The sequence below is a fragment of the Microbacterium sp. cx-59 genome, assembly GCF_020805625.1.
Lineage (GTDB): Bacteria > Actinomycetota > Actinomycetes > Actinomycetales > Microbacteriaceae > Microbacterium.
The window spans coordinates 12,888-26,132 of the sequence record NZ_JAJHGO010000002.1 but is presented as its reverse complement, the minus strand read 5'-3'; the positions used below and the strand labels follow the sequence as shown (position 1 = coordinate 26,132).

The 13,245-nt window shown below is 68.6% G+C and carries 12 protein-coding genes, 1 tRNA gene and 1 pseudogene; 5 read left to right on the top strand and 9 right to left on the bottom strand.

Features of this window, described 5'->3' with window-relative positions; all coding sequences use genetic code 11:
• Positions 1-8: 8 nt before the first annotated feature.
• Positions 9-620 carry a 3-isopropylmalate dehydratase small subunit gene (gene leuD / locus LMI96_RS02080; protein ID WP_223720936.1) on the bottom strand — a complete coding sequence of 204 codons (612 nt, stop codon included), beginning with the start codon at positions 618-620 and terminating at the stop codon, positions 9-11.
• Between the two features lies 1 nt (position 621).
• Positions 622-2,091 (bottom strand): 3-isopropylmalate dehydratase large subunit, encoded by a 1,470-nt coding sequence (gene leuC / locus LMI96_RS02075; protein ID WP_228360326.1) that lies wholly within the window; start codon positions 2,089-2,091, stop codon positions 622-624.
• Between the two features lie 239 nt (positions 2,092-2,330).
• Here leuC and LMI96_RS02070 point away from each other — a divergent pair, with 239 nt between their 5' ends.
• Both LMI96_RS02070 and LMI96_RS02065 read left to right on the top strand, forming a co-directional pair.
• Positions 2,331-3,674, top strand: a complete 1,344-nt coding sequence (locus LMI96_RS02070) for an O-acetylhomoserine aminocarboxypropyltransferase/cysteine synthase family protein (protein ID WP_223720934.1) — start codon at positions 2,331-2,333, stop codon at positions 3,672-3,674.
• Positions 3,671-4,984 (top strand): LLM class flavin-dependent oxidoreductase, encoded by a 1,314-nt coding sequence (locus LMI96_RS02065; RefSeq protein ID WP_228360325.1) that lies wholly within the window; start codon positions 3,671-3,673, stop codon positions 4,982-4,984. Before LMI96_RS02070 ends, LMI96_RS02065 begins: the two co-directional genes overlap by 4 nt.
• Before the next feature lie 748 nt (positions 4,985-5,732).
• Here the strand turns inward: LMI96_RS02065 and LMI96_RS02060 are convergent.
• Positions 5,733-6,720: pseudogene (locus LMI96_RS02060) on the bottom strand (IS481 family transposase).
• Positions 6,721-6,829: 109 nt separating this feature from the next.
• Positions 6,830-7,891 (bottom strand): TerC/Alx family metal homeostasis membrane protein, encoded by a 1,062-nt coding sequence (locus tag LMI96_RS02055; RefSeq protein ID WP_228360324.1) that lies wholly within the window; start codon positions 7,889-7,891, stop codon positions 6,830-6,832.
• 143 nt (positions 7,892-8,034) lie between these two features.
• Between LMI96_RS02055 and LMI96_RS02050 the strand changes: the two genes are divergently transcribed.
• Both LMI96_RS02050 and LMI96_RS02045 read left to right on the top strand, forming a co-directional pair.
• On the top strand, positions 8,035-8,583 hold the full coding sequence (locus LMI96_RS02050; RefSeq protein ID WP_223720931.1) for an RNA polymerase sigma factor: 549 nt from the start codon (positions 8,035-8,037) through the stop codon (positions 8,581-8,583).
• Positions 8,580-9,680, top strand: coding sequence for a DUF4349 domain-containing protein (locus tag LMI96_RS02045; protein ID WP_228360323.1), 1,101 nt, complete (start codon positions 8,580-8,582; stop codon positions 9,678-9,680). The genes LMI96_RS02050 and LMI96_RS02045 overlap by 4 nt, the downstream gene beginning before the upstream one ends.
• 28 nt (positions 9,681-9,708) lie before the next feature.
• Here the strand turns inward: LMI96_RS02045 and LMI96_RS16270 are convergent, their stop codons facing one another.
• The 4 genes from LMI96_RS16270 to LMI96_RS02025 all read right to left on the bottom strand — a co-directional run bounded on the left by LMI96_RS16270 (position 9,709) and on the right by LMI96_RS02025 (position 12,136).
• Entirely contained in the window at positions 9,709-10,380 is a 672-nt protein-coding gene (locus LMI96_RS16270; RefSeq protein WP_308015742.1) for a copper resistance protein CopC, read from the bottom strand.
• A 14-nt stretch (positions 10,381-10,394) separates the two neighbouring features.
• On the bottom strand, positions 10,395-11,132 hold the full coding sequence (locus LMI96_RS02035) for a YcnI family protein (RefSeq protein WP_228360322.1): 738 nt from the start codon (positions 11,130-11,132) through the stop codon (positions 10,395-10,397).
• A gap of 76 nt (positions 11,133-11,208) precedes the next feature.
• Entirely contained in the window at positions 11,209-11,823 is a 615-nt protein-coding gene (locus LMI96_RS02030) for a hypothetical protein (protein ID WP_228360321.1), read from the bottom strand.
• 237 nt (positions 11,824-12,060) lie between these two features.
• Positions 12,061-12,136, bottom strand: a tRNA-Glu gene (locus LMI96_RS02025).
• Between the two features lie 110 nt (positions 12,137-12,246).
• On the opposite strand from LMI96_RS02025, the gene LMI96_RS02020 reads away from it, so the two are divergent.
• Positions 12,247-12,885 (top strand): MBL fold metallo-hydrolase, encoded by a 639-nt coding sequence (locus LMI96_RS02020; RefSeq protein WP_228360320.1) that lies wholly within the window; start codon positions 12,247-12,249, stop codon positions 12,883-12,885.
• Between the two features lie 74 nt (positions 12,886-12,959).
• Here LMI96_RS02020 and LMI96_RS02015 read toward each other — a convergent pair whose 3' ends face one another.
• Positions 12,960-13,229, bottom strand: a complete 270-nt coding sequence (locus LMI96_RS02015; RefSeq protein WP_228360319.1) for an HPr family phosphocarrier protein — start codon at positions 13,227-13,229, stop codon at positions 12,960-12,962.
• Positions 13,230-13,245: the final 16 nt, after the last annotated feature.

The following is a 13,245-nucleotide window of genomic DNA, read 5'->3' as shown; positions in this document are numbered from 1 at the left end:
GTGGTGCCTCACTGTGCGGGAAGGGGCGGCACCGGTAAAGTGCGCGGCTTCCAGGATTCGCGTCGCGCTTCGTAGGCGGCGATCTTGTCTTCGTTCCGGAGGGTGAGCCCGATGTCGTCGAGACCCTCCAAGAGCCGCCACCTAGTGTAATCGTCGATCTGGAAAGGGACCCGGAGGTCGCCGATCGTCGCGTCGCGTCGCTCGAGGTCGACGGTCATCTCCGCGCCCGGCTGCGCCTCGATCGCGGCCCACAGGGCTTCGACATCCGCCTCCGTGACGACGCCGGTGACGAGACCCTGCTTGCCCGCGTTCCCGCGGAAGATGTCGGCGAACTTGGGGCTCAGGACCACGCGGAAACCGTAGTCACGCAGGGCCCACACCGCGTGTTCGCGGCTGGAACCGGTGCCGAAGTCGGCGCCGGCCACGAGGATCGACGACGCCGCGTAAGTGGGCTGATTGAGCAGGAAGTCCGGATCCTGTCGCCAGTTCGCGAAGAGGGCGTCTTCGAAGCCCGTCTTCGTGACGCGCTTCAGGTACACCGCCGGAATGATCTGGTCGGTGTCGACCGCCGACCGCTTGAGCGGTGCCGCGATTCCGGTGTGCGTGGTGAATGCCTGCATCTCAGACCCCCGATCCGACGGCCACCGGCGCGGTGGCGGGTTCCAGGTCGCTCGGGCTGGAGAGCGTGCCCCGCACGGCGGTCGCCGCGGCGACGAGCGGCGAGACGAGATGGGTGCGACCGCCCTTGCCCTGACGCCCCTCGAAGTTGCGGTTCGACGTGGAAGCGCACCGCTCCCCCGGCGCGAGCTGGTCGGGATTCATCCCGAGACACATCGAGCAGCCGGCGAACCGCCATTCGGCGCCGAACTCCTGGAAGACCGTGTGCAGCCCTTCGGCCTCGGCCTCCAACCGCACCCGCGCCGAGCCGGGAACGACCATGACGCGCACGCCATCCGCCTTCTTCCGGCCCTTCACGATCGACGCGAAGGCCCGCAGGTCTTCGATGCGGCTGTTCGTGCAGGAGCCCATGAAGACCGCATCCACGGGCACGTCCTTCAGCGGGGTGCCCGGCACGAGGTCCATGTAGTCCAGCGCGCGCTGCGCGGCGACTCGGTCGTTCGCGTCCGCGAAGTCGCCCGGCGTGGGCACGACGTCGTTGAGCGACACGCCCTGACCGGGGTTGGTGCCCCAGGTCACGAAGGGTTCGAGCAGATCGGCGTCGAGGAACACCTCGGCGTCGTAGACCGCGCCCTCGTCGCTCGGGAGCGTCCGCCAGTAGGCGACGGCGTCGTCCCAGTCCTGTCCTCGGGGGGCGTGCGGGCGCCCCTCGAGGTAGGCGAACGTCGTCTCGTCAGGGGCGACCATACCGGCGCGCGCGCCCGCTTCGATCGACATGTTGCACATCGTCATGCGCCCCTCCATGGAGAGGGCGCGGATGGCGCTACCACGGAACTCGAGGACGTAGCCCTGACCGCCGTTGGTGCCGATCTTCGCGATCACGGCGAGGATGATGTCTTTCGCGGTGACGCCCGGGCGCAGCTGGCCCTCGACGGTGATCGCCATGGTCTTGAAGGGCGTGAGCGGCAACGTCTGCGTCGCCATCACGTGTTCGACCTCGCTCGTGCCGATACCGAAGGCCATCGCGCCGAACGCGCCATGGGTCGAGGTGTGCGAGTCGCCGCAGACGACCGTGATGCCCGGCATGGTCAGACCCAGCTGCGGGCCGACGACGTGCACGATGCCCTGTTCGGCATCGCCGAGGGAGTGGATGCGGACGCCGAAGTCGGCCGCGTTCGCACGCAGCGTCTCGATCTGCAGCCGGCTCGTCGGGTCGGCGATCGGCTTGTGGATCTCGAGCGTCGGGGTGTTGTGGTCTTCGGTCGCGATCGTGAGATCCACCCGACGGAGCGGACGATCCTCGGCGCGCAGGCCGTCGAACGCCTGCGGGCTGGTCACCTCGTGGATGAGGTGGAGGTCGATGTAGATGAGGTCCGGCTGGCCGTCCTCACCCTTCACGACGAGGTGGTTATCCCAGACCTTTTCGGCCAGGGTGCGCGGCGCGGACGCTGCGGAGTGCTCGGATGTGCTCACTGCTCTGTCTCCTGAATGACGGTGGATCAAGCCCGCAGAAAACTCCGCGACGAGAGTGGCCTGGGGCTAGGACTCGTCGCGGCCGCTAAGGAGGAGTCGGGCGATCCGCACGCGCCCAGGCTACCACCGAGACGTTCTCCGCCGGCCCTCACCCCGGTGTCGCTCTGTTTCAGCACGCGAGCGCCGAGCGGCGCGGCATGCGACGCTGGTGCGCAACACCCGAACGTGACAGGACCGCCATGACGACCGAGAATTCCGACGCCAGCGACCGCGCCACCGGCTTCAGCACCCGGCAGGTGCACTCCGGAACGGACTGGCACGACGCTGCGGCGCGCGCGCTGCCGATCTACCTGACGGCCGGATTCCGCTTCGAGGATTTCGATCACGCGGCACACCACTTCCAGACGGGCGCGGGATTCGGGTACACCCGCACCGGCAACCCCACGATCGACGCGCTCGAGCGGCGCCTCGCCGATCTCGAGGGCGGAGCGGATGCGGTGTTCGTCGCGAGCGGCCAGGCTGCGGTGTCGACGGCGCTTCTCGGCCTGCTCTCCGCCGGCGACCACCTGGTCTGCTCCACCCACGTGTACGAGGGGACGCGGGGCCTGCTGCTCGACAACTTCGCACGCCTGGGGATCACGGTCGACTTCGTGGACGACGTCTCCGACCCGGAGGCGTGGCGCCGAGCGACCCGCGAGAACACCCGCGCCTACTTCGCCGAATCCATCGCGAACGCGCGGAACGACATCCTCGACATCGCCGCGATCGCCGCGGTGGCCGACGAACGCGCCCTCCCCCTCGTCGTCGACAACACCTTCGCCACCCCCTATCTCCTCCGCCCGATCGAGCACGGCGCCGCGATCGTCGTGCACTCGGCGAGCAAGTTCCTCGCCGGTCACGGTGCAGCGCTCGGCGGAGTCGTGATCGACGACGGCCGGTTCGACGCCGCACGGGCGGGCGCCCTGTTCCCGCATCTGGTCGCGGCGAGCCGCAGCGGTGGCCCGAGCGTGTGGGAGAGGCACGGCGGCTCGGCCCGGATCGGCTACATCCGGGAGTCGACGGCGCCCCGCCTCGGGCCCTCGCCGTCGCCGCTCAACGCGTTCCTCGTCGCCCAGGGCATCGAGACCCTGAGCCTTCGCGTTCGGGAGCAGTCGGGCAACGCGCTCGCTCTCGCCCGGTGGCTCGAGGAACAGCCCGAGGTGGCATCGGTCGACTACGCGGGCCTGCCCTCGCACCCGCATCACGACCTTGCGGCGCGCTACCTGCCGCGCGGATTCGGTTCGGTGTTCACGGTGACGCTGCACGGCGGCGAGCCCGCTGCGCGCGCATTCGTGGAATCCGTGCGCGTGTTCACGCACATGACGCACCTCGGCGACGTCCGTTCCCTCGTGCTGCATCCGGGAACGACGAGCCACGCGCAGCACAGCGAGGCCGATCGCGTGGCCCTCGGCGTTCATCCCGGCACCCTCCGCCTGTCGATAGGCATCGAGGAGATCGACGACCTCCTCTCCGACGCCCGCCGCGCCCTCACCGCGGCCGCGCAGGCGGGCTCCGGCGAACGGGTGGTCGAGGTGCTCGGGTGAGTCGCCCGCAGCACTTCGGCTGGTTCCTGGCCCGCGGCTTCGGCCCGCACGGGTGGGGTCATCCGTATCTCGACTGGAACTACCGCTGGACCGAGCCCCGGCTGTACCAGGAGTCCGCGCGCTCCCTGGAACAGGCCGGCTTCGACCTGCTGATCATCGAGGACGCCCCGTCTCTCGGTTCCGCCGACACGATCGACCTGCGGGTGCGCCACGCGTTCGGGGGCCCCAAACACGATCCGCTCCTGCTCGCTCCCTACCTGTTCGCCGCCACGGAGCACCTCGGCGTGGTCCCGACCGTGAATCCCGCGGCGTACCTTCCGTACACGGCGGCACGTCAGTTCGCCTCGCTGCAGCACCTGAGCGGTGACCGTTTGGGCCTGAACGTCGTCACCGACACCGGCAGCGCCCGGCACTTCGGCACCGCCCCGCCCCTCGGTCACGACGCGGCGTACGACCGCGCGGAGGAGTGGCTCGGCGGCATCCGGTCGCTCTGGCGCAGCTGGGAGGACGGCGCGCTCCTCGAAGATGTCGCGAGCGGACGGTACGCCGACGGATCACGGATGCTGCCCACCGCGCACCGCGGCGAGTACTTCTCGTTCGACGGGCCGCTCAACGCCGTGCCGTTCCACGAGGGTGATCCGATCATCGTCTCCCCCGGCGGGTCGGGTCGCGGCCTCGGGTTCGCGGGCGCGAACTCCGATGTGCAGCTCGCGCTCGCCCCGCTCGATGAGAAGAGCATCCGCGCCTACCGCGCGAAGATCCACGCAGCGGCCGAAGCCCGCGGACGCTCGGCGAGTGACATCTTGGTGCTGTTCGCCATCCAGCCCGTCCTCGTTTCGTCGGCGGAGGAGGCCGATCGGCTGGTGGCTGCCTCCCGGAATCCGGATGAGGAGACGCTCCGCACGATCGCGCGGCGCCAGTCCTCGGACCTGGAGACCGACCTCACCGCGCTCGATCTCGACGCTCCGCTCGACCTCCGCGTGTTCGCCGACCACGTCTCGCACGGCAGCATCCGTCGCCTGATCGGCGACCACGCCCCGGACACCCCGCTCCGGGAGATCCTCGGCGCGCAGGCGCGCCTGGGCCGGCTCCGCGACGGCTCGGGGTTCGTCGGCACCGCCGGCGAACTCGCCGATCGCATCGAGCAGCTCGGCGACTGGGGCAACGACGGCGTGCTCCTGTGGGGCGACCTGCATCCGGTCACCGTGCACCGGATGCTGGACGAACTCGTGCCGATCCTCCGCCGTCGCGGCATCCTCCGCGACGAGTACGACCAGGGCGGACTCCGCGCGAACCTCCGCTCGTTCTAGTCGAATTGCAGACTTGCTCATTGCGGTTAAGCACGCGCTTGCAGTACGTTCGCGGCAGTTCATCCATTTCATTGAAGAAAGCATGCAGATGAAAAAAAGAAACGTATTCTCCTCGATCATTCTTGCAGCAGCGCTGATGCTCGGCGTTGTTCCCGCAGCGCACGCACAATGGGGGCAGCCAGCGCCAGCTCCGTACTGTTCGCCGTCAGTCGGCTGCTACACAGGGTCGGACGGCAAGCCCATCTTTGCGAAGGGGCCAGCATTGACTGCCAGGGAAGAACAGCTCCGACAGCAGTGCTACTGGAGGCTCGCGGGCTCCGGTCTGGGAATCGCCGGCGGTATCGCGGGAAAGAACGTCTTGAGTGTCCTGGCCGCGGTCGTGAACGGCGGCTCCGCAGTGTCAGGCCCCTGCCGTGATTTGTGGAACTCGACGGCTCGCTTTAGGAGATAGTGAGAGCTATGAAGAAGGATGCTGTGCTGCCAATCTTGCTCATCGCACTCGGACTCGCGCTTGCAGGGATAAGCACTCCGTACATCGCGTATAACGTCGCGTTGGGCGTCGTCGGCGTCGCCAGCGGAATCATTCTCGCTTTATCTGGCATCAGACCACTCGTGGGAGCATTCCGAACTGACAAGAAACCGCACGATAGTTAGTGCATGTGCATGCGAGCTCTCGCTCAAACATGAACGAGAGCTCGCATGCACAGTCCACCAAGAGACGGATCTTCACTCCGCTTCCCATCGTGCGCTAGTTGTGCTGACCAGGCAGGTTGGTCAATCTGCTGATGGGTGGGTGGCCGCAGATCGCGGTGTGGGGCCTGTGGTGATTGTAGGAGTGCAGCCAGGTCGGGAGCGCGTTTCGACGGGCTGATTCGGTGTTATGGGGCCGGGCGTAGGCCCAGCCGTCGGCGAGGGTGCGGTGGAAGCGTTCGATCTTGCCGTTCGTTTGGGGCCGGTAGGGGCGAGTTCGTTTCGGTCGAATGCTGAGCGTCTCGCCAGGCGAAGGACCGGTATGCGGAGCCGTTGTCGGAGAGCACGCGTTCGACGACGACACCACGCGCGGCGAACCAGTTGACCGCGCGGCGCAGAACGGCGACGGCGGTGGCGGCGGTTTCGTCATCGTGGATCTCGGCGTAGGCGACGCGGGAGTGGTCGTCGATGACGGCGTGAACGAACGCGGTCCCCGTGATCATGTCGCCGGCGACGCCGCGCTTCCCGGTCCGTTCCGCGGTGATCGCACGGTTGCGGTCGCCTTGGAATCGGCCGACGTAGCGCCAGCCGCCGCCGTCGGGGATGTTGCCGAGCTTCTTCACGTCGACGTGAATCATCGAGCCGGGGTACTCGTGCTCGTATCGTCGAGCGAGTTCCCCGGTGCGGACGTCGACGTGGCCGAGACGGTTTATCCGGCACCGCGTGAGGACCGCGTGAACGGTCGAGGCGGGCATCCCCAGCTGAGCGCCGATCCCGACCGGCCCCAGCCGCTTCTTCCACCGCAGATGCACGACCTTGCGCACCAGCATCCGCGGCGTCTTGTTCGGGCTCGAGTGCGGACGGGAGGAACGATCCAGCATTCCCGCCTCACCCATCTCGGCGTAGCGGCGCGCCCAGCGTTCCGCGGTACGCCAAGACACCCGGAAATAGTCGGCGGCCGCAGCGACGGACCAGCGGTCATCGACGATTTGTCGGGCGAGCCGAAGCCGTTGGCGAGGAGTCAGAGCAGCGTCAGCGTGGGTCACGAGGACCACCTTGGTCATCGAGTGCGGGAACTAGACAGCTCCACTCTCGACCGGGAGGTCCTCACCCGTCTATCGCGTCACACCTCAACCAACGTCCCTGGGCAGCACATCAGTCGTTCGGCTGCTCGACGGTCGGCGGAGTGCCCTTCTCCTGGGCGACCTTCGCCGCCGCATCCGCGTCGGTCGTGCTCTTCTCGTCGGCGCGCGCGGCGATGAGGCTCGCGATCGTCGCGACCGCCATCGCGGCGATGATCACCGCGAGCGACGCGAGCGTCGAGATGTCGGGCGCCCACTCGACGTGCTCTCCGCCGTTGATGAAGGGCAGCTCGTTCTCGTGCAACGCGTGGAAGAAGAGCTTCACGCCGATGAAGGCGAGGATGAACGCGATTCCGTAGTGCAGGTACTTGAGCTTTTCGAGCAGGCCGCCGAGCAGGAAGAACAGCTGACGCAGGCCCATCAGGGCGAAGAGGTTGGCCGTGAAGACGATGAACGGACTCTGGGTGATGCCGAAGATGGCCGGGATCGAGTCGATGGCGAAGACCAGGTCGGTGAAGCCGATCGCGATGAACACGAGGATCATCGGCGTCCAGATGCGCTTGCCCCCGACCGTCGTGCGCAGCTTCGACCCGTCGTAGGAGTCGCTGATGTTGATGAAGCGGCGAAGGAACCGCACGAGACCGGTCTCGGTCTCGGCGCCGTGGTCTTCTTTGCCGGGGAACGCCTGACGCCAGGCGGTGAAGATGAGGAACGCCCCGAAGACGTAGAAGATCCAGCTGAGGTTCTCGATCAGCACGGCGCCGAGCATGATGAAGCCGCCGCGCAGCACGAGCGCGATGATGATGCCCACCATCAGCACTTCCTGCTGGTATTTACGCGGAACCGCGAACTGGCTCATCAGGAGGACGAAGACGAAGAGATTGTCGACCGAGAGGCTGTACTCGGTGAGCCAACCCGCGACGAACTCCCCCGCGGCGTCGCCGCTGCCGGTCACGCCGAAGAGGATCACGGCGAACACCAGCGCGAGGGACACGTAGAACGCGACCCACAGTGTGGCCTCCTTCATGGAGGGGATGTGCGGCCTCTTCAGGATGATGAGAAGGTCGGCCAGCAGCACGAGCACCAGTGCGACGAGCGCCGTGATCTCGAACCACACGGGGATTTCGTAGCCCATGAGAGCCTTTCCGTGGGATGCGGGGGGAAGCCACGAGTCTACAAGCGGGGCGGATTCTGTCGGGATCCATGTGAGACGGTCAGGATTCTCCGGACACCTGAGGGTGAGAGACATCGACCGGCGGGATCGGCGAGGGGGACGGCATGGCGACGGACGCGGAGTTGATCGCGCGCGCGGAGGGCGGAGAGGCGGAAGCGTTCCGCCAGCTCTACCGCCGGCACGTGGACGCGGTGTATCGCATTGCGGTGCTGCTGCTGGAGGACCGGACGGATGCGGAGGACGCCGTTCAGGACGCCTTCGTCACGGCGTGGGGCAAGCTGACCGGGTTCCGGCTCGAGGGCGAGTCCGCGCTCCCCTGGCTCGCGACGATCTGCCGCTTCACGTGCGCGAATCGGCTGCGGGCGCGTCGTCGGGAACGCGCGCACGTCGTCGGTCCGGCCGATGAGCACCTGCCGGCCACGGTCGACGTGGAGCAGGACGTCGTCAGCGCAGAACTCGCCGAACGCATCGCACGCGAGGTGGGTCTCCTGTCGGACATCGACCGGGAGATCTTCGTGCTCTGCGTCGCCGAGGGATACGCCTACGGCCCCGCGGCCGCGGCGCTCGGCCTCAGCCACGGCGCCGTCCGAAACCGTCTCTCCCGTATCCGCGGCCGGTTGCGGCGGACCGTCGAGGAGGGAACCCCATCATGAACGAACAGGACGAACGGATGCTGCCGGAGCCGCCGACGACGGATCAGATCGATCGAATGGAGACCACGGTGATGAACAGCATCCGCAGCGCACAGCCCGCCGCACCCACCGCGACGCGGAAGACGTGGCGCCCCCGCGTGTGGGGCGGGGCGGCCGCCGCGGTGGCGGTCGTGGCTCTGGCGGCAGTGATCGCTCCGGGGCTGACGTCGAGCATGTCCGGCAGCAGCGGATCATCGTCGACGGTGGAGGGTGCGGCGGTGCCCCTCACCGGCGAGGTTGCGCTCGAACAGCCGGGTCAGATGGTCGACGGCGCCGCGCCGGAGTCCTTCACCGGCGCGGCCGGGGATGCGGCGCGCGACACGGTCGGCGATGCGACCGCGGGACGCGATGTCGTCGCGACCGGGTGGGTGCAGATGACCGTCGCCGATGTCACATCGACGATCGCCGAGATCACCGACCTGGCGCAGACCGAGGGCGGATACGTCGAATCGGCGAGCGTCGGGTCGAGCGGCGCGCAGCCGCTGGAGGGCGACGTCTCACTGCCGATGTCGGGCAGCCAGGTCACCGTGCGCGTGCCGGCCGAACGTCTCGACTCCGTCATCGAGAGCATCGGCGGGCTGGGCGAGGTCACCTCGTCGACCCTCGACCGCACCGACGTCACCGATCAGACCGTCGATCTGCGGGCGCGGATCGCAGCCCAGCAGGCCTCGGTCGATCGACTGACCGAGCTCATGTCTCAGGCGGGGTCCGTGGGCGACCTGATCGCGGCCGAGACCGCGCTCTCGGAACGCCAGGCCGCACTCGACTCCGACACCCAGCAGCTCGCCTCGCTCGAAGACCGCGTCGCGCTGTCGGGCGTGACGGTGTCGCTCACGCCCGAGAGTGCCCCCGCGAAGGCGGACCCGGCCGGGTTCGGCGACGGACTCGCGGCGGGCTGGAACGGCCTCATCGCCGCCCTCAACGGCACGGTGGTCGCGCTCGGATTCTTGCTCCCGTGGATCGCGCTCGTCGCACTCGTCGGAGCGATCGTCTGGGGCGTGCGGCGCGCCGTCACGCGTCGGCGCACGCGCGAACACCCCACCGCATCCGACGAATAGCGGATGCGGTGGGGCGCGGCGGCGACGGTCAGCTGCGGCGGGACCGCAGGATCACGACGACCGCGATGGCGACGATGACGACGGCGACGCCGCCGATGCCGAGCCCGAGGGCCAGCCCATCGGCGCTCGACCCCGCGGCGGGTGCCGCTGCGGAGGTCGTGGGGGCATCCGCATCAGGATCCGACTGGGTCGTCACAGTGCCCTCCTCGGTGCCCTCCGCAGTGCCCTCCTCGGTGCCCTCCTCCGCGGCGACCGCGGCGCAGGCGGTCTCGGGCGAACCCGTGGCCGCCTCGGTGCCCGCGGGCGGCGCGTACTCGAACGTGTACTCGTCGGCGATGGGGTGCCCGTCGGACGACACCGCGCGCCACGCGACACGGTAGGTGCCGGCGGGCCCGAGGGCGACCGGGGTCGTGATGGTCGGTCCGCTGAGCACCGAACATCCCGCCTCGTAATGCAGTCCGTCGGGTCCGGTGACTTCGGCGAAGTTGCCTTCCCCGGCGTCGATGAGGTTCTCACTGAACGTCTGCGAGACCTCGGTGATGCTCGCCGCGGTCTCCCCCGCGGCCGGCGTCGTGCCGGTCAGACTGTCGTGCGCCGAAGCACCCTGGGACCCCAGGGCGACCGCACCGATGGTCAGCGCGAGGACGACGGCCACGCGGGCGAACGCGCGGCGCGCGGGTCTCGGTCGGGAGGAGGTCATGCGCGGCACCCCGGTCATGCCTTGCGCGGACGACGCGCCAGGCCGAACGCGGCGAGGACGGCCGCGAGGGCCGCGATCACGAGCGCGGCGATGCTGAGTCCGAGCGAGACCCCGGCCTGCGGGTCCGCCGGGGCGGCCGCGGTCACGGTCGTGTCGTGGTCGGTCGTGTCGGTGGCGTGGCTGCCCGAGTGCTCGTCGGCCGGCGGGGCGTCGTTGACGTAGAGCACGGGTGCCGGGTCCAGGGTGTCGTCGGCGGCGACCTCGTCGGGCGTCGCCGTCCACTCGGCGACCTCGCCGTCGTCGTACGTCTGCACGGCAGGCAAAAGGATGCTGCCGACATCGGGCACCGGGCCGAGCGAGACGGTCATGTTCTGGAACTGGCCCTGCGCGATACCGGCGCCCGGCTCCGCCTCCCAGATGATGCTCGTCGCGGCCTCGGAGATCGTGTTTCCAGCGACTTCCACCGGCGCCGGCAGCGTCGACCGCACGATCGTGGTCGTCCATCCGGGGATCGGCTCGTAGCGCACGCTCGTGAACGGGGTGTCGGTCGGAAGGGTGACTTCGAGCTTCACCGTGGAGGCGGTCTCGGACTCGTTGGGCACGCGGAAGACGACCGCGGAGTAGCTGCCAGGCTCTGCCTGATTCGGGTTGACGGTGACGTGTGCGGATGCGGCGAGTGGCACCGCGATCGCGAGGGCGACGCCGGCGGTCAGGCCCACGAGGGCGCGACGAACTGTGTTCTTCGATGACATGGTTGTGCTGCTTTCTGAATACGCACGGGCGCGTCGAGGCGCCGGACGTGCGGAAAAGGGTGAGGGTGACGAGGCGTTACGCCGTCACCGGCGGCCCCCGCCGCCGCATCACCGAAAGCAGAGCAAGACCGAACAGCACCGCGGGCTCGCGGCGTGCCACCGGCAGCACGGGCGCCGGGTGCATCGCGCGCCCGGGGATGAGGGCGCGGAACGCGCGCGACACGAGCGCTGCGAGCAGCCGGACGGCGCGTTCGCCCAGGCCGAGGGCGAGGACGGTGATCACCGCAGCGATGGCGTGAGCCACCCACATCCAAGGTGATTCGGCGGTGTGGCTCGTCGCGGCACCGTCGATGACCACGCCGGCCGCAGACCCCGAGACGTGGTGCGCGTGCGCAAGGCTCGATGCGGACGAGGCCGTGGTGCCGACCCCTTCGCCGAGCTGCAGTGCCAGGAGCGAGTGGAACATCGCCTGGCTTGCGCCGACCGCAATGCTGAGACGCCACCACGAGTGGGTGCGTCCGGCGAGCAGGACGCAGAGGGGTGCCGCGATACCGAGTCCGAGGAGGATGCCGAGAAGCGACGGCGGATGGGCGGTCGCGGCCGAGTGGGAGACGGTGGCCACGAAGGTCGCCAGGAGGGCCGCGATGGATCCGCGGAAGACGCGCCCTGCGCGATCAGCCCGAGACGACATGCCCCTCCTTCCCTCCCATCCTATTCGGCGTGCTCACACGCTTCGGATGGCGCGCGCCCCGCTCCGGCGCCGGGTCGCCTGTCCGCTGAGGCGAGGACATCTGCGCGAGACGAGGGCTTTCCGGGGCGAATCGCCCTCATCTGGGCTGTTCGCCCTCGCCTCGGCGAGCTCGCGAGAGAACACACTCATCCCACCAACGACGAAACCCCCGACCGTTCGGTCGAGGGTTTCTCGTGTTGGTGACCCCAGCGGGATTCGAACCCGCGTTACCGCCGTGAGAGGGCAGCGTACTAGGCCGCTATACGATGGGGCCGCATTTTGGCAACCGTTCAATTATGCACGGGATTTCGGCACGCGACAAATCGAGCCGGCATCCGCGCGCCGCCGCTTGCCGCATCCGCAGACCGGGAGTTGACTCGTCGTATGCGTATCACCAAGCACGAGCACGCCGCCCTCACTCTCGAGAAGCAGGGCCGCAAGCTCATCATCGATCCCGGGGTCTTCACCGCTTCCCTGGAGCCCCTCGACAACATCGTGGGGGTCGTCATCACCCACGAGCACCCCGACCACTGGACCGGCGATCACCTCGACCGCATCCTGAAGGCGAACCCGGGCATCCCGATCGTCGCGCCGCAGGGTCTCGCGAACGCGGCTCCGGGGTACCCGATCACGGTCGTCTCCCCCGGCGACAGCATCGACATCGACTCGTTCCATCTCGAGTTCTTCGGCGGCCAGCACGCGGTGATCCACGAGAGCATCCCGGTGATCGACAACGTCGGCGTTCTCGTCGACGATGCGTTCTACTACCCGGGCGACTCGTACAGCGTGCCGAAGGGCGCCGCCGTCGAGGTGCTGGCGGCCCCCGTGGGTGCGCCGTGGCTGAAGATCGGCGACGCGATGGACTTCGTCCTCGCCGTGAAGCCGCGCCGCGTCTTCGGAACGCACGACATGACCCTGTCGGTCGCGGGTCGTGACATGGGGCTCAGCCGGCTCCGTTGGGCAGTGGAGCAGAACGGCGGCGAGTTCATCGCTCTCGAGCCGGGCGACAGCACGGAGCTGTAACACCGCACGCGAAATGGCGGATGCCGCGGACCACTCGGGCCCGCGGCATCCGCCATTCTGGTTCGTTGCGCGAATTACTGCGCGTCGAGGTCCGTCTCGAGGAGAGCGACGAGCTCGTCGAGCGCCTTCTCGGCGCCCTCACCCTCGGCCTTCAGCGTCACGACGGAGCCCTTGGCCGCACCGAGTCCGATGAGCGAAAGGATGCTGCCCGCGTTCAGGTCGGGTCCGCCGGCGGCGGCGATCGTCACCGGGAGCTTCTTCTCCTGCACCGCCTGCACGAAGAGCTTCGCGGGGCGAGCGTGCAATCCGGAGCTGCTCGCGATGGTTGCCTGACGTTCTGCCATGACTGTTTCCTTCCGT